The 20,453-nt window shown below is 37.7% G+C and carries 14 protein-coding genes and 2 pseudogenes; 14 read left to right on the forward strand and 2 right to left on the reverse strand.

Features of this window, described 5'->3' with window-relative positions:
- Positions 1 to 199: 199 nt before the first annotated feature.
- Positions 200 to 508: a DUF6679 family protein gene (locus tag SAGCYANO_RS30245; RefSeq protein WP_202223450.1), complete on the forward strand. Its 309-nt coding sequence runs from the start codon at positions 200 to 202 to the stop codon at positions 506 to 508.
- 277 nt (positions 509 to 785) lie between these two features.
- On the opposite strand, the pseudogene SAGCYANO_RS30250 reads toward SAGCYANO_RS30245, so the two are convergent.
- Positions 786 to 2,398, reverse strand: a pseudogene (locus SAGCYANO_RS30250) (MBL fold metallo-hydrolase).
- 841 nt (positions 2,399 to 3,239) lie between these two features.
- On the opposite strand from SAGCYANO_RS30250, the gene SAGCYANO_RS30255 reads away from it, so the two are divergent.
- The 10 genes and pseudogenes from SAGCYANO_RS30255 to SAGCYANO_RS30295 form a co-directional block, all read left to right on the forward strand.
- The gene (locus tag SAGCYANO_RS30255) at positions 3,240 to 4,109 is read left to right on the forward strand and encodes a phycobilisome linker polypeptide (RefSeq protein ID WP_202223451.1); all 870 of its coding nucleotides are present in this window, start codon (positions 3,240 to 3,242) and stop codon (positions 4,107 to 4,109) included.
- Between the two features lie 270 nt (positions 4,110 to 4,379).
- Positions 4,380 to 5,141 carry a phycobilisome rod-core linker polypeptide gene (locus tag SAGCYANO_RS30260; RefSeq protein WP_202223452.1) on the forward strand — a complete coding sequence of 254 codons (762 nt, stop codon included), beginning with the start codon at positions 4,380 to 4,382 and terminating at the stop codon, positions 5,139 to 5,141.
- A gap of 240 nt (positions 5,142 to 5,381) precedes the next feature.
- A complete protein-coding gene (locus SAGCYANO_RS30265) occupies positions 5,382 to 5,924 on the forward strand; it encodes a phycobiliprotein lyase (RefSeq protein WP_202223453.1) in 543 nt (180 codons plus the stop codon).
- 1,236 nt (positions 5,925 to 7,160) lie between these two features.
- The gene (locus tag SAGCYANO_RS30270) at positions 7,161 to 7,781 is read left to right on the forward strand and encodes a chromophore lyase CpcT/CpeT (RefSeq protein ID WP_202223454.1); all 621 of its coding nucleotides are present in this window, start codon (positions 7,161 to 7,163) and stop codon (positions 7,779 to 7,781) included.
- Between the two features lie 44 nt (positions 7,782 to 7,825).
- Complete coding sequence (locus SAGCYANO_RS30275; protein ID WP_202223455.1) at positions 7,826 to 8,131, forward strand: CpeR family transcriptional regulator; 306 nt, start codon at positions 7,826 to 7,828, stop codon at positions 8,129 to 8,131.
- A gap of 362 nt (positions 8,132 to 8,493) precedes the next feature.
- Positions 8,494 to 10,119 (forward strand): hypothetical protein, encoded by a 1,626-nt coding sequence (locus SAGCYANO_RS30280; RefSeq protein ID WP_202223456.1) that lies wholly within the window; start codon positions 8,494 to 8,496, stop codon positions 10,117 to 10,119.
- A gap of 846 nt (positions 10,120 to 10,965) precedes the next feature.
- A complete protein-coding gene (locus SAGCYANO_RS30285) occupies positions 10,966 to 12,159 on the forward strand; it encodes a glycine betaine/L-proline ABC transporter ATP-binding protein (protein ID WP_202223457.1) in 1,194 nt (397 codons plus the stop codon).
- 211 nt (positions 12,160 to 12,370) lie between these two features.
- Positions 12,371 to 13,072 (forward strand): transposase, encoded by a 702-nt coding sequence (locus SAGCYANO_RS48220; protein ID WP_255502760.1) that lies wholly within the window; start codon positions 12,371 to 12,373, stop codon positions 13,070 to 13,072.
- Between the two features lie 13 nt (positions 13,073 to 13,085).
- Positions 13,086 to 13,442 (forward strand): transposase, encoded by a 357-nt coding sequence (locus SAGCYANO_RS48225; protein WP_255502758.1) that lies wholly within the window; start codon positions 13,086 to 13,088, stop codon positions 13,440 to 13,442.
- Between the two features lie 73 nt (positions 13,443 to 13,515).
- Positions 13,516 to 14,118 (forward strand): annotated as a pseudogene (locus tag SAGCYANO_RS30295) (iron uptake porin); the annotation flags it as partial.
- 392 nt (positions 14,119 to 14,510) lie between these two features.
- Here the strand turns inward: SAGCYANO_RS30295 and SAGCYANO_RS30300 are convergent.
- Positions 14,511 to 14,735 carry a hypothetical protein gene (locus tag SAGCYANO_RS30300; RefSeq protein WP_202223458.1) on the reverse strand — a complete coding sequence of 75 codons (225 nt, stop codon included), beginning with the start codon at positions 14,733 to 14,735 and terminating at the stop codon, positions 14,511 to 14,513.
- Positions 14,736 to 14,794: 59 nt separating this feature from the next.
- Here SAGCYANO_RS30300 and proX (SAGCYANO_RS30305) point away from each other — a divergent pair, with 59 nt between their 5' ends.
- From proX (SAGCYANO_RS30305) to SAGCYANO_RS46000, 3 genes are all read left to right on the forward strand, one after another.
- The gene (proX, locus tag SAGCYANO_RS30305; protein ID WP_237396855.1) at positions 14,795 to 16,774 is read left to right on the forward strand and encodes a glycine betaine/L-proline ABC transporter substrate-binding protein ProX; all 1,980 of its coding nucleotides are present in this window, start codon (positions 14,795 to 14,797) and stop codon (positions 16,772 to 16,774) included.
- 1,111 nt (positions 16,775 to 17,885) lie between these two features.
- Entirely contained in the window at positions 17,886 to 19,676 is a 1,791-nt protein-coding gene (proX, locus tag SAGCYANO_RS30310; protein WP_237396856.1) for a glycine betaine/L-proline ABC transporter substrate-binding protein ProX, read from the forward strand.
- Positions 19,677 to 19,687: 11 nt separating this feature from the next.
- Positions 19,688 to 19,876 carry a hypothetical protein gene (locus tag SAGCYANO_RS46000; RefSeq protein ID WP_237396857.1) on the forward strand — a complete coding sequence of 63 codons (189 nt, stop codon included), beginning with the start codon at positions 19,688 to 19,690 and terminating at the stop codon, positions 19,874 to 19,876.
- Positions 19,877 to 20,453: the final 577 nt, after the last annotated feature.

Consider the following 20,453-nt stretch of genomic DNA (forward strand, 5'->3'; position numbering starts at 1 on the left):
AAAATTAATTCCTCTTCTAACAATTCCTTGGCGGGAATTATATGTTGATGGTAGTGAGGCTAGTCATAGACCTTAATTGAGTTTCCACTCAACTCAACAAGTTTAGGGAAAAAGTTTGTATTTGTCAACATTTTCCGTAAATAGTCTTCTGTTGTAAATATATTTGATCGAACTTATTGACTGGGAGTATAGAAAGCCGATGCTACAACGCAAGATATATCAACTTTGTTGTGATGGTCGTGAAGTCTGTATTTTTTTGCGAGATCAGCAGCGTTGGATTGAAAAAGCAAAGATATTAGATATAGAGGGAGATTTAGTCACTATACGCTATGAAACAGATGAAGATGATGAAATCTGTTCTTGGGAAGAAATGGTACGCTTAGAAAGTATAGGGGCGATTACCCAAAAATTAGCATCTGTACCAAGGAGTAATATTGACCCTTTAGTATCTGAAGATTGTCCAGAAGCTGAACAAATTCGCGATCGCAACCCAGAATCAAATCAGTAGGAATAACGAAGTTAGAAGTCAGAAGTCAGAAGCGGTGCGACCCCGCGACAACGTCAGCTCGCTTGCGGAACGCGCCCCAAGAGAGTCAGAAGTGATTTTTGTAACGGGGATTTGAGCTTCGCTCCAAAAGTATTTCGCCATTTCCGGGCGGAGTGGCGCGACCCAATCCTGTTTGATAATATTTCAGCAGATCATATTAATATATATTTATTTAAACTGGTTTCCGGTCATTAAATACAATACTATATATATAATTTAGCTTGATGAATTAATCATTTCATTCTATTTCTTCAGTAGAAGGAAAATGAAGGGACTTAAACATAGGACAGTACCCATCAGATGTTACCCTAAATCCATATAGAGCTGAAGTAGGGTTTGAGCAACGCTGTCCTCGATAATATAAACAATTACCGCAACAATCTAACTCAGGAGAAATAAAGCGATCGCCAGTCTGATAAAGAAGTTGTCGTTGAGAAACTCCTCTCATAACCAACTCCTCTCCTTGCCAACGAACTTCCACAATACCTGTATCAGCAAAAATTGGCCAACGACTATCATTTGTAATACTCTGAGGTAAAGAAACTATTACCTCTGTGTCCAACTCAGTTAATTCTCCCTCATAATTAGTTTCAGGTAATGTCGGTACTATGAATGTATCACCAATTGGCAGCTCTACCAAAACACCATTACTTGGAGAGTGGAGTTGATAACGGTTGCGTAACTCTTCAAGATTAGTAAGGTCAGCTAAATAACTAGGACTGCCATGAACAAAAACTATATGTTGAGGACGTAGGTTGTGAATTAACTGTGTTGTTCCCAGTCCATCACAATGATCGGTCAGAAGATATGTTTCTGTATGAACAAAATTCAACTCTTGTGAAATTTTCCCTGGTGTTTCAGGTACTAACACAACAAAAGAATTATCTCGACCAATAATATATTGACTCAAATCAGTATCCCGGTCCGCAATAAGAATATAAGGCTTTTCTCCAGAAGGAAATTTTCCTGGTAACTGCCTCAGCACGCGCGGTCTTACCTTTTCGTCCCAAAATAAAGGTTGATGTTGAGCAAAATTTTTAACTGCTGGAGGAAATTCGGATAATAGTTGTAAATAAAGGTCACAAACATGGGCAACTTGTTCCTCTACCCAAATATCCAGATCGCGACCTGTGAAATAGTGATGACTGCGCAGAAGCATTAACAATTCTTGTGCTAACCCCAAAGCAGGAGTGGGCAAAATAACCGACATTCCAGAAGTAATAGCTTGATATATTCTTTCTGCAAGGTGATTTTCTAACTGTCGCCGATGTGGATAACGAGCTGTACCATAACTACCCTCAATTATTAACACATCTGGCCTTAGTCCTCGTAAATCTTCTAGAGGCAAACCTTCGACCAAACGACTATTGGATAAAAATAAATCTCCTGTGTATAAAAGCTTATAGGTTCGATGATCTTCAGCAGTATAAGTCAGAAGAAAAACTGTTGCTCCAGGTAAATGACCAGCAGGAAAAAGCTCTACAGTTAGACCAGTACAAAGTTCTATTGGTGAGTGCCAAGGCAAAGGTTGACAGAAGTCAGGGATTTCAGAGACAGGAAATTTGGACCAATTGAGAGGCAAAAGCTTCGTTGTTGCTTCACTAGCATATATATTGGTAACTGTGGAAAAGCTTGATTAAGTGCAAGTAGTCCTTGAGCATGGTCTGAATGTGCGTGAGTACATAGGACAATATCTGCTGGGACAACTTGTTTATTTTCATTAGTATTAGTTAATAATGAAATATCTGCAATACCACAATCTAATAAAATCCGGTGTGGACCTATCCGGGCGAGCAGACATATTCCATCATCTCCATGACCTACACTGTAAGCGAAACATTCTAAATTCATGACAAGGTTAACTGCTTACACTCAAGAATATTTTGATTATCAAGAATTTGAAAATTTGATTATCTTGAGCTGCAAGACTTATCAGTAGAGTACTTTATCAATACAAGCTAAATTAGCTTCGTCCTCAAGTCTTGTAGAGGAAATCATCAATAATTTTTATTGACTATTTTACTATAAAAAGCCTTTAAATATAGCTATATTTATTTTTATTTGAGGCAAATTAAAGAAAGAAAAAAAAGGCTTTTAGATATAGCTATATTTATTTTTATTTGAGGCAAATTCAATACATTTAAGATAAATTAGAGTTGAACTTGGCACGATATTGGCGAACATATAATCAGAATATTTTTTGACTTGATAATTGAAAAAAGTTTCTACAATAATCTATATTTTCACAAGTTTTTAAATATTGCATCGCCAAAAATCTAATACTTAAAAAGTTTTGATATATTTTCCTGAACATTTTTTGATGTTACAGCATTTTGAGGAAGCATGAAGTACAGTTATAAGACTATATTATTTCTGTATTCCCTGTTCCCTAAAACGATAAACTTTGTACCTCATCAACTCGATAATTGCTGTAATTGCTAGCTTAACTTTAATGAGAAAAATCTACTATATATTTCTATATATTTACAAAAGTTGATAATTCTTTATAATTAAAAGCTTCCTAGCAGTGTATATTCCAAAAAGTACAAAACTAAAAGAAATAAGCTCATAAGTTTATACAATCTAAGTTCCTGCTTCAGGAATAGATTGTAGCAATGAGTCAAAATTTTTCAGTTTTGTAACTAAAAATACATTTTTCAGCAAACCTAATTTTACCTAGGAGATAGTTCAAATGGTTTTTGGACCAGCATCTCAATTAGGGGTTAGCCTTTTTGAAGATACAGAACCTGTAGAACTTTGGCCTGGACGCTCATCAGAAGAAGTAGAATCTGTGATTCGAGCTGTCTATAGACAAGTTCTTGGTAATGCCTACGTCATGGAGAGTGAAAGACTCACTGTGCCTGAGTCCAAACTCAAAGAAGGCGAAATTACTGTCCGTGAATTTGTACGTCAAGTTGGAAAGTCTGACTTGTATCGTTCTCGGTTCTTTGAAAGTTGCCCCCGCTATCGTGCAATTGAATTAAACTTTAAGCACTTTTTAGGTCGAGCTCCCGATGGCTACGATGATATGAAGTTTCACAGCAATATCCTTGATGAAGGAAGTTTTGAAGCTGATATTGATTCCTACATTGATAGTGAGGAATATGATAGTGCTTATGGGGAAAATATAGTTCCTTATTATCGAGGCTATAAAACCCAAACAGGCAAAAAAATGGTTGGTTTTACTCATATGTTCCAACTATTGCGAGGTGCTTCCAGCAGCGATTTAAAAGGAAGTTTGTCTGGAAAAAGCCCTGCTTTGAATAAATATGTGATTCAAGAAACACCTTTAGCTGTAGTTCCTCCTTCTGGTGGTTCAGATGGTTGGTCATTCCAAGATACACCTTTAGGTGCCAGAAGTAGACATGGAGTAGGAGCTAGTTCTGATGGCAAAGTTTACCGCATTGAAGTAACAGCTTACCGCTCAAAAGTAGTAAATCGTGTTTCCAGATTCCGCCGTAGTAATCAAGTATTTTTGGTGCCTTTTGATAAACTTTCCCAAGAGTACCAAAGGATTCATCAGCAGGGTGGTGTAATTTCTAGTATTACTCCTGTAAGCTAGGGTAAAAATTAGAAAATTGTTTGCTCTTTTCCATGAATAGCTTTAGTAGCGAGATTCCTAATAAATAAAGTTTAAATTATCACAACTTTATTGTGTTAATTTAGCAATATATTAAGGATAAATAAAGGGCAAAAATTTTCAAATATTTTGCAGTAATTCATGGTTGATGGTTATGATGTTTGTACTTATTCAACTAATGGCTATCAACTATGAAAACTGCAATCATATAAATAGAAAAAATTAAAATCTTTTAATGAGAGGAATTTAAGAATGTCACTTTGGGTAGACACAATAGATCCAATAGAACTACGTTCTAATTCTACAGAAGATGAATTACAAGCAGTAATTAGAGCTGTTTATAAGCAAGTTTTGGGAAATATCCATGTAATGGAAAGTCAACGTCTAACTAGCGGGGAATCATTACTCAGAAATGGAGATATTTCTGTCCGTCAATTTGTGAGTATGGTTGCTAAGTCAGACCTATATTTCTCCTTGTTTTTTGAATCATCTTCTCCTTATGGATTCATAGAACTAAACTTTAAGCATTTATTAGGTCGCTCTCCTGAAGACCAAGCAGAAATTTCTGAACATATCCTTGTGTACAATGAACAAGGATATGAGGCAGAAATTGATTCCTATATAGACAGCGAAGAGTATACCCAAAACTTTGGGGAAAACATTGTTCCATACCCACGGGGTAATAGCACTCTAGTTGGAATGAAGAATGTCACATTCAATCGGACATTTGCTCTGGAAAGAGGATATGCTACAAGTGACAGAAATAAATCTTCCCGACTAACTTCAGATTTAGCTACTAACCTTGCTACGGAAATTGTTCCACCTCCATATTTAAGTGGACCTTATAGCAATACAGCCAAACGTTTCCAAATCTTAGTTACTAAGACTGGTATTGGTCCTACTGTAAAACTGAGTAAAACAAGTTATACAGTATCTTACGAGCAGCTAACTTCAAAAATTAACAGCATTCAGAGAACAGGTGGTAAAATTCTGAAAATTACTGAAGTTGGTTAACAAGCTATCAGTTATCAGCTATCAGTTAAAATCGGCGGGTTCGACGTCCCCCACGCTTATTTGAAAAATTAGTGGTGTGCGTGTTCTGGGGGTTTGTAGACGCGGAGTGGCAACTCTAGAGTATCTCCCATAATACGCCTTTAGAGCTGGCCGCTGACCGCTGACTGCTAACTGCTATTTTAAGAGGGACCTGTTTTAAACTAACAGGTTCCTGATTAAATATTATTCAAGATAGGAATAATGGATGTTGTAGAATTTGTTGAACGCTCTATAGGACGCTGGCGATCGCAACGTAGTGGCCATAATTTAGCATTTAGTCATTTTGAGGAAGTCCGGTCCACGATAGATATTGTCTCTTTACCAAAAACGGCTCCAGAAGTTATAGAATTGTGTAAGTCTAGTGAAGTAGATATTGCTCAAGCTGTTTCTCCTTTTCAGATGAGTTGGAAAGGAGAATCTGACTGGGATGATGATGAAGTTATTGAAGGTAGTTGTGTATTAGTGCCAATACCTGATGTAGATAATCTCAAAAAAGGAAAGTTATTACGTTCCCAAGGTTATGCAGAAACTATTGCTGCGGTGGGAGAATATCAAATTACTGAAGATGGTACTTTTATTCTACATACAGAATATGACCGTGCTGCTGCAGAAGAAAAAATTTGGTTTGGTACTCCCAATCTTAGGTTTCGAGTATCCTTGATTAAAACGAGTGATGGTAAAGGTGTATTAACTGCCTCTTTTTCATCAGAAATTCGTTCGTTGTCAAAGGAAGAAGAATCATGAGTCTTATCTATCACAGTTAAGTGGGGTTTGCGCTCAAAAGTCTTTTTGTTGAGGTAGGGAGTAGGGAGTAGTAAAGAATCAGGAAAATTTGAGATTTGCCAAAAAGTCATTTGTAATTCAATTTCCCCAAATACTTAATATTTGATATCTATACCAAGATTATACATACTCTAAAAAATATAATTTTACTCCTAAAAAATATAATTTTACCTAAATAACACGGGAGCATGAAAGCCATCGTCTTTTAAGCGATGGATGAAAGGCGAGGAGTCGGATTTTAATCCGATGTATTTGATTTTACCGAATAGAACAGGTAATAATTGGTGTGTGAATGCAGACTGTAATGGGGCTGCAAATATAATTGCAAAAGTAAGCCGCAAAGCTGTAGGGGCGTTAACGATAGTTATGCGCAAGCTTTCGGCCGTTCGCCTCTACTTAAGCCAACTGTGTAGGGGCACTTTGACTTGTCCCCAAAGAATATATCTTTGGTCAGCTAAGAACAGACGGAGCAACACGGATTTATCCTGTTGCGTAGTATCTGCGCTTGTTTCCCCGTGACTGACCTCCGGGGAGTAGTCAATTAGTTATTCAAGATTGGCGATCGAATAAAAAAAAGAATTATGAATCAAAAAAAGGGAAGGTAAAATATGACCGAAAATTTCTGGTCTTAAGCCTCCCCTTGTTAAGGGGATATCTGAAAAGTTTTTTGATACTGAATTTTGCCCCCTCACCCCCAACTTTGGGGGGACAAGAGTCAATTTGCTTGCTCTAGTCCCCCTTTTATCCCCCTCCCGTCCCCCTTTTTTATCCCCCTCCCGTCCCCCTTTTTATCCCCCTCCCGTCCCCCTTGGAAAGGGGAAGCCAGATGTTGCTGCGCTTTTTGTTGAATGGGGGAAGCCAGATGTTGCTGCGCTTTTTGTTGAATGGGGAAGCCAAATGTTGCTTCGCTGTTTGTTGAATGGGGGAAGCCAAATGTTGCTTCGCTGTTTGTTGCAAGGGGATGCGCGGGGGCTTGGATGTAGCAAATTGGACTTCTCAGACAACCTCTAAGGGGATAAAAAGCGGTCGAGAGATGGCGGAGCGCGGAGTGGCTCTGATAAGAGCAGATTTCGGAGCTATATCTAATCGACCAAGAGAAAATGGAACTCCGTATTTCAAGCCTTCTGTTTTCCTAGGTGATGCTGCGCAAACAGACTTGAGGTACTGATAACTGATAACTGATAACTGATAACTGAAATGACTATTTCCCATACAGAAAATCAGACAAAATCAAAAGACCTTATTACTCTAGCTAGTTGGATGGCAGGAGGCTTTAGTAACCAAAAACAAGCTTCTGCCAATCTAGTTCTTTATGCTCATATTAATATTTATTTCCGACCTTTGCCATATCAATTTTTTTCTGGCATAGGTTTTTATTCAGAGCAAGTTTATGACCATGACCTTTGGAGTCCATATCGTCAAGGAGTCCATCAACTTATAGATAAAGGCGACCATATTTACATAGAAAATTACAGTCTCAAAGACCCTATTCTCTATGCAGGTGCAGCAAGAGAACTTGATATTTTACATACTATTACTCCAGAAAATATAGAACGTCGTTATAATTGCTCAATGGTTTTTAAACGAGATGGAGAAAAATTTTTAGGGAGTGTTGAACCTGGAAATAAATGTTTAATTAATAAGAGAGGATGTGAGACTTATCTAGTTAGTGAAGTAGAATTAACTGAGCAAACATGGGAAAGTTTAGATAAAGGGATGGATATTAATACACACAAACAGGTTTGGGGTTCTACAGCAGGACGTTTAAAGTTTGAAAAAAAAATAAGTTTTGCTGATGAATTACCAATAAAAAATTGAAGGCAACAAATTATGGAAAAGTCTTGAAGGAGGACTAATAGAAAATGTTGCCACCAGTAGCAGAAAAAAAAATGCAAAGCTGGATTAGAACCAGACATTTAATCTGTTCAGGAAACTTTTTCTTGTTTGAGACAGTAGAATATTCTACAGTTGATAGGTTCACAGAATGTGTTGAAACATTGGGCGGGAGTTTGATATCTGTCAAAACTATTAAGAAAATTTGGATTGGTAATCATAGAAAAGTAGTTCTTTATCAAGCAAAAGCAAGTCTCCATACACCTCACCACGATTTGAAACAATACTGGGTCAAGAATGGCGGTTTCTATACAAGATTTGATGAGCGGGGCTAGGTTAAACAATTAATAATTAATAATTAATAATTAATAATTAATTATTACCTCTCCTTTAAAACAGATAGGATTGACTAATAATGAAAATTTTTCTTTTCTTGGTCGATGGTTGGCCAGCGCAGGTTTCCTCGCCATCCCACCCTAAGGGAAGCTCTGCTTTTTCCTAGGTCATACTGCGCAAAAATGACGGTGAATGCCGTTAGCGGAGCTTTGCGAAGTGCAAAACGACCGCTTTTTATCCTCTAGTTGACTATCCATAAGCAATTTTTCCTTCTGACTTCTGACTTCTGACTTCTGACTTCGTTAAGGGAATACCATTCAACGGTATACTAGAAGCAGTATGGTGGCCAAGGAGATTTGTAATGGCAAAAAAACGTAGTGGTGCCACCTCATATTCAGAAAGCAAGGTTAAAGTCGGTGTGTCTCTGACTCCCACTAGCGCTGAAAGGCTAAAGGACGTAGCAACTGAACTTGGTTTATCCAGGTCTGAGTTAATTGAGCGCATTGCTAGAGGAGACCTTGCAATTTTGAGAGAGGCGGCACAAATTCAAGCAAATTTGGACAATCAATCAGAGACAGTAAATAATGCTCTGAAGACAAATGAAGTATCTGATGAAAAATTGGATATAGTAACAGTCCCAGAACCATTAGTTGAGTCTGTAGAAACACAAAATCAGTTATCGGAAAGTTATCAAGCTTTACAACAAGAGCTGGAGTCTCAGATGGCACAGGTTAAACATTTGGAAGAGCAAATGACTGCCATGGTGTCAAGAGAAAGTTACGAGACTTTACAGAAGCAATTAGAAGAGGATAAAAAAGCAGTCTTAGAGTTTCAAGGACAACTAGCTCAACTCAAGCAATTAGAAGAGCAAGTTGCTTTGATGGTATCTCAGGAAAGTTATAAAACTCTCGAGCAAGAATCTCAAGGACAACTAGCTCAATTAAAAGAACTAGAAGAGCAAATTGCTTTGATGGTATCTAGGGAAGTTTATGATTCTTTGCAAGACCAATCACAGGAGCAAATTGCTCAAGTTGAGCAACTAGAATCTCAGATAGCTTCAATGGTGTCAAAGGAAGTTTATGAGAATCTTCAGCAAGAGTCACAAGAGCAAATGGCTCAATTAAAAGAGCAAATTGCTTTGATGGTATCTAGGGAAGTACATGATTCTTTGCAAGACCAATCACAGGAGCAAATTGCTCAAGTTGAGCAACTAGAATCTCAGATAGCTTCAATGGTGTCAAAGGAAGTTTATGAGAATCTTCAGCAAGAGTCACAAGAGCAAATGGCTCAATTAAAAGAGCAAATTGCTTTGATGGTATCAAGGGAAGTTTATGATTCTTTGCAAGACCAATCACAGGAGCAAATTGCTCAACTTGAGCAACTAAAATCTCAGATAGCTTCAATGGTGTCAAAGGAAGTTTATGAGAATCTTCAGCAAGAGTCACAAGAACAGCAAATTAAACTTCAAAAACTAGAGTCTCAGATAGCTTCAATGGTATTGCGGGAAAGTTATGAGACTTTGCAAAATCAGTCAGAAGAACAACAAGATAAGTTGCGAAATCTAGAAGCACAAATTACCACAATGGTTTCTAGAGAAGCTTATGAGACTTTGCAAAATCAGTCAGAAGAACAGCAAAATAAGTTGCAAAGTTTTGAAGAACAGACTGATTTAATGGTGTCAAAAGAAAATTATGAAGCTTTGCAGCACCAGTTACAGGAACAACTCAATAAGTTACAATATCTTGAATCTATAGTTGGTTCAATGGTATCAAAAGAAAATTATGAAGCTTTGGAAAAACAGTCAGAACTTCAGAAACAAATAATTGCAGATTACCAAAATAAACTGACTAAATTGCAACAAGAATTTCACAATCAAGTAGAGACAATACAGGCTTCAAGAAAGCAAATTTCTGAGTTGCAAACTACATCTATGATGGCAGAAAATCAGATTCTTAATAGATGGCAAAATCGTACTTTTTCCAGATAAAATCAAAGAAATTTAATTCTTTTGATAAATTCCAAAATTTGAAATTTTCAGTTGGGAAAATTCAGAGCAAATCAGGGAGAAGAAGGTAATTATTTATTTCCCAAGCGACAAATACTCTCCGCTAATTACCAATTGATGAATGTAGAGATTAAATCTTTAATATTCTACAAGGAAGAGCGGAGAGAACCTAAGTCGCATTATGGTTGATCGAGTCGGGTATAGCATCAGGAAGAATGTTTTAGTTGTCTAGGGGATTAGTTATACTATTTCTCAAAAACTTTTCAACCCTTATCTTGAGCAGGGGAGTAGGGAAGTGGAGGAGTGGGGGATCGAGGGAGTCAGGGGGAAGTAAACATAATAATTAATGCGCTCCTAGGGTGCTAATTATCAAAAATGCGATCCTGTTTGTGTTAATTAGTTAATAATCTGGAGTGCTGCCTAAGTTAAGCATTAATTTATGGTAATTGCTATGATCTAGGATAGAAGGAAAAATTTTGCTTTGTCTGGGTTTTAAGCTTTTGATATGTCCGCACCCTTTCCTTCGACTTCTATTCTATAAATAGTGAAATATTTAAAATGAAAAAAAAGGTATCAAAAAATAGATATAAATATTAAATACAGTTTGCTCGACTAATTATCTAGATGCCTAAATCATCTCTAGGCAGAAATCTTGACTTTCGTTTTTGAATATTATTTTAGTAAAGTGAATTTCTTACCGAAAAATTGTGGTATAAAGCCTCTCCTTTTAAGGGGATAAAAAGAAAAAATTTCCTTTGAGTCAATCCTCTTCCTTTAAAGGAGAGGTAATTCTAAATTCTTAATTCTTAATTCTAAATTATTGAAGATATGCCACCCAAAATAATTATCGAAAATCTAATTAAAATTTATGGCAAAAAACATCTTGCTGCTCTTAAGTTGTTTCGGGAAGGTAAAACAAGAGATTATATACTGCAATCTACAGGTAATGTATTAGGATTGGCCGATATATCTCTTGAGATTAATCAAGGGGAAATATTTGTATTAATGGGGTTATCCGGCTCAGGAAAATCTACCCTGGCTCGATGTATTAATCGTTTGATTCATCCCACTAGCGGACATATTTATATTGATGATGAAGATGTTGCTCATGCTAATGAGACACGAATGCGAGAAATACGACTGAATAAAGTCTCAATGGTATTTCAACGTTTTGGGTTGTTTCCTCACAAAACAGTTGTTGAAAATGTAGAGTATGGACTAAAGGTGCGGGGAGTTGAACGAATTAATCGTCGCCAGAAAGCACTAGAAACATTAGAAGTTGTGGGTTTAGATAAATGGGCAGATTATAAACCGACCTCTTTGAGTGGGGGAATGCAGCAACGAGTGGGTTTGGCCCGTGCTTTGGCTACTGATGCAGAAATTTTATTAATGGACGAAGCTTTTAGTGCCCTTGACCCATTGACTAGAGGAGAGATGCAGGATGAATTGTTGCGACTCCAGAAAGAATTACACAAAACTATTGTATTTATTAGTCATGATATTCAAGAGGCTTTGAAACTGGGCGATCGTATTGCTGTTATGAAAGATGGGGCAATTGTCCAATTGGGGACTCCTGAAGAATTAGTTACTAATCCTAAAAATGATTATGTTAAGGCTTTTATTGAAGAGGTAAATTCAGCTCAAGTTATTACAGTAGGGTCAATTATTAGTAAAAGAGTTTCCCTGAAAATTGGTCAATATTCTGTTAGCTCTGCTCTGGAGCAAATGTTAAACCAGAATCTCCAAGTTATGTATGTAGTCGATGAGTACAATAAACCTATTGGTTTAGTGAAAAAACAACGTTTGGAAGAGAGTCTCAAACAGAGAGAGGAAGATACTACGGTGACTATGGAAACTGACTTTCCGATAGTTGATAGTTATACTCACCTAGAGGATATTTTTGACCTTTACAAAAAAGGGTTTCCCCTAGCAGTAGTTAACCACAAAAAAGAATTTCAAGGTATGGTAGATGCAGTTGATGTATTAACAAGTTTAGGGCAACCAAATAGAAATTCTAATTAGACTAAGAGCTGATTTATAAAGTAAATATTAAGAGGATAAATGCTTTACAGTGTAAGGGTTCGACACTATCTAAGCCCCCAGGGCATAATTTTCCGCAAACCCACCCCGGGACAAAAATACCGATAAGCCAAGCTATTTGGCTGTGTCCGTGTGGTTTGGAATGATAGTCTAGCTTGCTGCCAACAGAAGTATAAATCAGGAGAAAAGAAACCTGACTTATCAGAACTACAAAAGCTTTTTATTACTCAAGCTAAAAAAACTGAATACAGAGAATGTGTCAGAGGTTTCTAACATACCATTGCAGCAATCTTTGAATGATTTAAACCAGGCTTATCAAAATTTCTTTACTTCAACCAAAGGTAAGAGAAAAGGTAGACCTGTCAAACCTCCGCGATTCAAAATTAGAAAGTCAAAACAAACAGCTAGGTTTACAAAAGGTGGATTTAAAGTTGGTCAGCATAAAGTCTATTTAGCTAAGATTGGAAAGCTGAAAATTGTTTGGTCAAGAAAACCACCTAATGTTCCATCATCAGTAACAGTAATCAAAGATGTAGGGGCGAACGGCCGTTCCCCCCTACATAGATATTTTCTGAGTTTCGTAGTAGAAACTTGTGCCAAAGTGTTGCCTAAAACTGATAATTCAGTAGGTATAGATTTAGGAATTAAAACTTTTGCTACTTTGAGTAATGGTCAAAAAATTGATGCTCCTAAACCTTTAAAGAAAAGGATTAAGAAGTATCGTAAGTTAAGTAAATCATTATCTAATAAAACTCAAGGGTCTAAGAGGTATGAAAAAGCTAGATTGAGAGTAGCTAAATTTAATGCCAAATTGAAAGATACAAGGACAGATTTTCTACATAAATTATCCACTAAAATAATTCGTGAAAACCAAACAATTGTTTTAGAAGTATGACAATGTATCTGGAATGGTTAAAAACCGTAAATTATCCAGAGCAATTAGTGATTTAGGTTGGCAAAAATTCCGAACACTTCTAGAAGGTAAAGCAGAAAAATACGGTCGTGATTTTAGAGTAATTAGTCGTTGGGAGCCAACGTCTCAAACTTGCTCATGTTGTGGATTTAAAGGTGGAAAATTAGACCTTCAGGTGCGAGAGTGGGAGTGTCTCAACTGTGGTGCCAAACATGATAGAGACGAGAACGCAGCAATAAACATATTAGTCGCGGGCGGGCAGTCCGAGACAAAAAACGGACGTGGAGGCAAGCGTAACCCACCCCCATCCCCTCCCGGGAGGGAGCAAGAGGGTGGGTGCAGCAGCCAATGAAAGGTCAACTCACCGAGGAGCTACGGCTCGGTAGGAATCCCCGCGCCTAAAGGCCGGGGAGGATGTCAAAGTTGGTTATGCTATACCAAATTCAGAAGACCCTAGAGAAGGTGAAGGTCTTTTTAATGATACTTATAGTGCATTTAGCCAGTTTAAGATTGACCCAAATGATAGGCTAGCTTTTCATGTAGGTTATGTGCGTAACTACTACGCCAAAGGAAATGTAAACCTGACTGGAAATACAGGTAGTTTTGAAGGCACAGACCCTTTTGATGGAGAACCAAGTAGCGCAGATCATATTAACATTGAAGCTCAATGGCGGATTACTGATAACTTTCAATTAGGTGGTTGGTTTGGTTCCACCTTTGCTCGTACTGAAGGTGATAGTGATGAAGATGTTACTCTTGTTTTTGGTGCTTTGACTTTAGCTTTTCCAGACCTAGTGAAAGAAGGTAGTTTGGGAGGTATTGTTTTTGGTGTGCCACCAGTTATTACTAATAGTAATGCTGGGGTGGATGATGATGATACTTCTATTCTTTTCGAGGTATTTTATCGCTTCCAAATGAACAATAATATTGCCATTACTCCTGGTTTATTCTTCGTTACTAATCCTAATCACGATAGTGATAATGATACTATCTGGGTTGGCCGCGTCAGAACTCAATTTAGGTTCTAGTGCCGCTACGCGGAAGTCAAAAGTATTGATTGGCAAGGCTTTTAGGATGGGTGCATCTCATATTTGCCAAAATACTTTTTTCCTATATATTCTCTGTTCCCTGTTCCCTGTTCCCTGTTCCCTAAAAGCGATAAATTTTTGGCTTGATTCAAAATAGAGATGCACCCTTTAGGATTTTGGGCATTGGTAATTTGAGGTATGATACCATGTCTGGATAAGAGCGCGATAGAACTATGTCACCTTTACGCGACCAAAAAACTTTCTCCTTCTACTCGGGGTTTCTTCTTCTTTCTCCCCTCCACCGGAGGGGTTGGGGGTGGGTTGATATCATGTCCGCACTTTATTGTTTGTGTAAAACCAAGGGTGAATATCTACAGGAAATTTAAGTTGTTTCAAGCTTTTAAGCCTTCTTCCCTCTTCCTTCTTCCTTCTTCCTTACTTTCGCTATACAATACCGATGCTACCGGACATGATATGACTCCTGACTCCTGAGTTCCCCTCCCCTCCACGGTCGGGGGAGGGGCGAGGGGTGGGTTGACTCCTAAAGAATTAAGATTAATATCATACACGCGCTTTACCAACGCCGGATTTTGTAACTGGTCACTTATTTCTGCCATCCTGCACTAGGTAAAAATTTGGATTAAACCAACATTACTAGGAGATAGTCAAGTTGATTTTGAATTATTTATTTCACTACTTCATAGCTGAAACTCAAGGAGGATTAGAAATTTTATTTAACCCATTTGAATCTTATACTTTACCCTTAGATGAATGGATTAATAATGTAGTTAACTTTCTGGTTGACAATTTTCGTCCTATATTTCAAACTATCAGCTCACCAATTAGCGGAACTCTAGAAATAGTAAAATCGACTTTTCTAGCAATTCCGCCCTTAATTTTTCTGATCGTCATCGGTGTTCTGGTTTGGCAACTAGCAGGCAGAAAAATAGCTATCTATAGTGTTATAGCTTTTTGTATTATTGGTCTTTGTGGCGCTTGGGAAGCAGCAATGGTTTCCCTATCTTTAATACTGACTGCCGTAGTATTCTGTATGCTGGTCGGTATTCCTTTAGGTATTGCTTGTGCAGTGAGCGATCGCTTTAATCAAGTATTGCGACCTCTCCTAGATGCTATGCAAACTCTTCCGACCTTTGTTTACTTAGTACCTGTAGTAATGTTGTTTGGAATTGGAGAAGTTTCTGGTATAATAGCAACTTTTGTTTTTGCAGTTCCTCCTCTAATTCGTCTGACTAACTTGGGTATTAGGCAAGTATCCCCAGAAGTGGTAGAAGCTGCACTTGCTTTTGGTTCAACTCGCCAACAAGTTTTATTGGAAGTGCAAATTCCTCTAGCTTTACCTACTATACTTGCTGGCACAAACCAAGCCATTTTATTAGCTTTATCAATGTCAGTTGTTACCTCAATGATTGGGGTAGAAGGATTAGGACAAATGGTATTGCAAGGTTTAGGTCGTTTAAATGTTGGACTAGCTGCGGTAGGGGGGTTAGGTATTGTTTTAATTGCTGTAATGCTTGACCGTATCACTCAAGGAGTTAGTCAAGGTAGTCTTCAGTCTTGGCAAGAGCGTGGTGTGATTGGATGGTGGCGGTCTCGTAAACCTTCCAAACGTAATGGTATAGCTTTAGGGATAGCTATCGTGCTTGCTTTGCTAGTAGGTGTGACAGGTTGGCAATTAATGTCTCAAACAAATACCAACTTAACAGAAGAACCATTGCCAGGGAAAGGAATAGTAGTTCATCCAGCTTCTAGTTTGTCAACCTATAGTGTATTTATCACAGACATTGTGAGTATGGGACTGGAAAAATTAGGCTATGAGCTCAAAGATCAAAAACAACTGAATTTTGCAGCAATGTACATCGCTCTTAGTAATGGAGATTTAGATTTTACTGCAGCTCATTGGGAAGTTGCCCACCAAGGTTTTTTCGACGACAATGGTGGGGAAGAAAAATTAGAACGGTTAGGAACTCTGATTTCTAATTCTACTCAGGGGTATCAAATAGATAAAAAAACTGCTGAGGAATACAACATTACTAATTTATCACAACTTCAAGACCCAGAAATTGCTAAACTTTTTGATTCGGATGGTGATGGTAAAGCAAATTTAATTGGTTGTACTTCTGGTTGGGTATGTGAAAAAACTATCACTCATCATTTACAGGTTTACGGACTTGAGGATACTGTTGAGCAAGTTCGAGGAGATTATTCTGCGATATTAGCAGATACTGTAGCTCGTTATCGTCAAGGAGAACCAATTCTATTTTTTGCCTGGAAACCCCATTGGTCTGCCTCTATTTTAAGAGAAGGAGAAGATGTAGAATGGTTGAATGTTCCTTTTACATCCTTATTAGGAACTATGGAAAATTTCACGGAAGAAGAGACTTCATGGGATGGTAAAAATCTTGGTTTTGCTATTGATAATATCAGGATATTAGCTAATAAGGAATTTTTGCAGGCTAACCCAGTTGCTCAACGTTTATTAGAACAAATTGAGATTCCTATGGAGGATGTTAATATTCAACAGGAAAAAGTTAAAAATGGGGAAAATAAACCTGAAGATATTCGTCGTCATGCTGAAGAATGGGTGACAAATCATCAAGAATTATTTGATAATTGGTTGTCAGTAGCAAAAAGTTAGGCGTTCAACAATTAATAATTAATAATTAATAATTAATAATTACCTATGTGTAAACCCAAGGGTGAATATCTACAGGAAATTTAGATTTTTTTCTTGCGAGGGTAGCCTTCTTCCCTCTTCTTTCCTCTTCCCTCTTCCCTCTTCCCTCTTCCCACTTCGGTCTTCCTTACCTTTGCTATACAATACCGATGCTACCGGACATGATATTACAAGTTTGGGAAAATTGAATAAAAATTATGATGAAACTGATAGTAAACACTTATATTTGGTAAGCATTTCCTAGGTCATGCTGCGCAAACAGCAGTCAGCCATCAGCTAGCCTCATAAGGTCGTAACTACGTTATCAGCTATGTGTTATACCAAATTGATAAATGTTTGCTACAAATAGTTAGGGTATTTATTCTAATTTATAATTTATAATTTAGAATGCACTTGGGGATAGATTTAATACCATTTTTGATATTGCCAATTACCTTTTTCGTGAAACAGACTTTATCTGAAAGTATTTTTATGGTGCTTATTATTCGTAACATTCTTTTTTCACGCTTGGTATTATAAACGTAAGCATTCAGCCGTCAGCAATCAGCTAGCCTCCTCCGGAGGAACTGCGAACTTCAGCTATTGCTTTTAGTTGACGATAAAAGCTTTATTAATTATATTACTAGAAAAGTTGGCTCCCTTGCCCTTAAAGTCTATATTAATTTAAACACTGCCCTTAAGGAGAAAGTATTGTTGCTGAGAGCTGACAGCTAATAGCTGAATGCTTACTTATAAACTCATTATCATACTAGAAGGGAATTATCCACCAAGGAGAATTAAAGTTCATTAATTAAATTGCCCATAACCTAACCTCAGTTATTGTTTGAATATTTTCATGCATCTGATTGCTGTTTGCGGACCATGACAAACGGAAATGCGAGCTAGCTCAATGCTTACTATATTTGCCTAAAGAATATTTTTGTTTGACTTTTATAAAGAAGGTTTCCCCTAGCAGTGGTTAAGCACAAAAAAAGAATTTCAAGTTATGGTAGAAGCAGTTGATATTCTTACAAGTTTGGGGCAACCAAATCAAAATTTGGATTAAACCAACATTACTAGGAGATAGTCGATTTTGTTGATTTTGAATTATTTGCCTCACCACTTCATAGCTGAAACTCAAGGAGGATTAGAAATTTTATTTAACCCATTTGAATCTTATACTTTACCCCTAGACGAATGGGTTAACACTGCCGTTAATTTTCTAGTTGATAACTTTCGTTTCCTATTTCAAGAGATCAGTTCACCCATAAAAGATACTCTGGAAATAATTAAATCTGGTTTTCTAGCTCTTCCTCCCTTAATCTTTCTCATAATTATCGGCCTGCTGGTCTGGCAAGTAGCAGGAAGGAAACTAGCCATTTACAGCATCATCGCTCTTTGTATAATTGGTTTTTGTGGAGCTTGGGAGGAAGCAATGGTTTCCCTGGCCCTGGTTCTAACCGCCGTAATATTTTGTATGTTAGTGGGTATTCCTCTAGGTATTCTTAGTGCCATTAGCGATCGCTTCAACAAAATATTACGTCCCCTCCTAGATGCTATGCAAACTCTTCCGAGTTTCGTCTACCTAGTACCTGTAGTAATGTTATTTGGAATTGGAGAAGTTTCCGGCATTATTGCCACATTTGTTTTTGCAGTCCCCCCTCTAATTCGTCTGACAAATCTGGGCATTAGGCAAGTATCTCCAGAAGCAGTAGAAGCAGCTTTAGCTTTTGGCTCAACTCGCCAACAAGTTTTATTGGAAGTGCAAATTCCTTTAGCTTTGCCTACTATTTTGGCTGGCACAAACCAAGCAATTTTATTGGCCTTATCAATGTCAGTTGTCACCTCAATGATTGGGGTAGAGGGATTAGGACAAATGGTATTACAAGGTCTGGGTCGTTTAAATGTTGGACTAGCTGCTGTAGGTGGTTTGGGTATTGTTTTAATTGCGGTGATGCTCGACCGTATCACTCAAGCTATTAGTCAGGGAAAAGTTCTTTCTTGGCAAGAGCGAGGTTTAATTGGATGGTGGCGGTCTCGTGGCTTTTCCAAACAGAAAGGTACAACTCTAGGGATAAGTATTTTGGTTGCTTTGCTGGTTGGTGTTACTGGCTGGCAATTAATGTCTCAAACTACTATAAATTCAAAAAATGAAGCATTGCCAGGGAATGGAATAATTGTCCGGTCTACTTCTGGCCTGGAAACATCCGGTATATTTATTACAGAGATTGTGAATATTGGGCTGGAGAAATTAGGCTATCAGGTGAAAGGACCAAAGCAATTGAATGTTCCAGCTATGCATATTGCTGTGAGTAATGATGATGTGGACTTTACTGGTGTCCATTGGCAAATTGCCCACAAAGAATTTTTTGACAAGAATGGTGGGGAAGATAAGTTAGAACGAGTTGGAACGCTTATTTCTGATTGTCAAGCGGGGTATCAGATAGATAAACAGACTGCTGAGAAATATAATATTACTGATTTATCGCAACTCAAAGATCCAAAAATTGCTAAACTTTTTGATTCAGATGGTGATGGTAAGGCAAATTTAATCGGTTGTACTGCTGGTTGGGTGTGTGAAAGAGTAATAAATCATCATTTACAGGTTTACGGACTTGAGGATACTGTTGAGCAAATTGAAGGAGATTATTCTTCTTTAATGGTAGATACTTTGACCCGTTATCGGCAAGGTAAACCTATTCTTTATTTTACTTGGACTCCTCATTGGTTAGCTTCGATTTTAAAAGTTGAGGAGGATGTGGAATGGTTGAGTGTTCCTTTTACATCCTTATTAGAAGCTCAGGGAAATTTCACTGAAAAAGATACTTCAGTTAATGGAAAAAAATCTTGGTATTCCAGTCGATCGAGTTCGGATATTAGCTAATAAGAATTTTTTTGCAGGATAATCCAGTTGTTCAAAGTTTATTTGAACAGATTGAAATTCCTCTAGAGGATGTCAACCTCCAACAGGAAAAAGTTAAAAATGGGGAGAATAAACCTGTAGATATTCGCCGTCATGCTGAAGAATGGGTTGCCGATCATCAAGATTTATTTGATAGTTGGTTGTCAGTAGCTTTGAATTGACATCCTCCCCGCGTTGAATCAATAGATAAAACCGGGATTCTTAACAATCACGGGTTAGGCTTTCTGCTGCCTCTTACAGAAGAGCTGCCCTAACAATGCACCTACCCTCCGGCAATTACCGAATTATTAATTATTAATAATTCGCCCCTTGAAGCCTCCCCTTTTAAGGGGAAAAAAGCGGTCGAGAGATGGCGAGGTCTCCTCGCTGTCCGACCATCGACCAAGAAAAGAAGGCGTTGCTGAATTGAAGTATGAATGCACGATTGCTTGGTTCTGCTCAAGCCCCCGCGCATCCCCCACGCATTGGGGGACTTTTAGAGTTTTATTCCCCCCAATTTTGGGGGGTTAGGGGCAAGGCTAATTCTTTGTCGTCAGAGAATATTCATAAGAAATACAAAAAATTATGCAAATATACAAATCTCTCCATCTCCCCATCCCCCCATCTCCCCATAAATTTTTCTAAGCGTGACAATAAATAGACCCTGGGGGTTAGGGTAGCTCTGCATCATACCCATAATCAGCAACGCCGAAAAGAAATAATATTTCCTTATATTCAATTCCGTAGCGGTTTTAAGCA

The sequence above is a fragment of the Okeania sp. KiyG1 genome (assembly GCF_014132355.1).
Classification (GTDB): domain Bacteria; phylum Cyanobacteriota; class Cyanobacteriia; order Cyanobacteriales; family Microcoleaceae; genus Okeania.

Coding starts and splice junctions, on each gene's coding strand:
- SAGCYANO_RS30245 (WP_202223450.1), top strand. CDS start 200: ATGCTACAACGCAAGATATATCAACTTTGTTGTGATGGTCGTGAAGTC.
- SAGCYANO_RS30255 (WP_202223451.1), top strand. CDS start 3,240: ATGGTTTTTGGACCAGCATCTCAATTAGGGGTTAGCCTTTTTGAAGAT.
- SAGCYANO_RS30260 (WP_202223452.1), top strand. CDS start 4,380: ATGTCACTTTGGGTAGACACAATAGATCCAATAGAACTACGTTCTAAT.
- SAGCYANO_RS30265 (WP_202223453.1), top strand. CDS start 5,382: ATGGATGTTGTAGAATTTGTTGAACGCTCTATAGGACGCTGGCGATCG.
- SAGCYANO_RS30270 (WP_202223454.1), top strand. CDS start 7,161: ATGACTATTTCCCATACAGAAAATCAGACAAAATCAAAAGACCTTATT.
- SAGCYANO_RS30275 (WP_202223455.1), top strand. CDS start 7,826: ATGTTGCCACCAGTAGCAGAAAAAAAAATGCAAAGCTGGATTAGAACC.
- SAGCYANO_RS30280 (WP_202223456.1), top strand. CDS start 8,494: ATGGCAAAAAAACGTAGTGGTGCCACCTCATATTCAGAAAGCAAGGTT.
- SAGCYANO_RS30285 (WP_202223457.1), top strand. CDS start 10,966: ATGCCACCCAAAATAATTATCGAAAATCTAATTAAAATTTATGGCAAA.
- SAGCYANO_RS48225 (WP_255502758.1), top strand. CDS start 13,086: ATGGTTAAAAACCGTAAATTATCCAGAGCAATTAGTGATTTAGGTTGG.
- SAGCYANO_RS30300 (WP_202223458.1), bottom strand. CDS start 14,735: ATGGCAGAAATAAGTGACCAGTTACAAAATCCGGCGTTGGTAAAGCGC.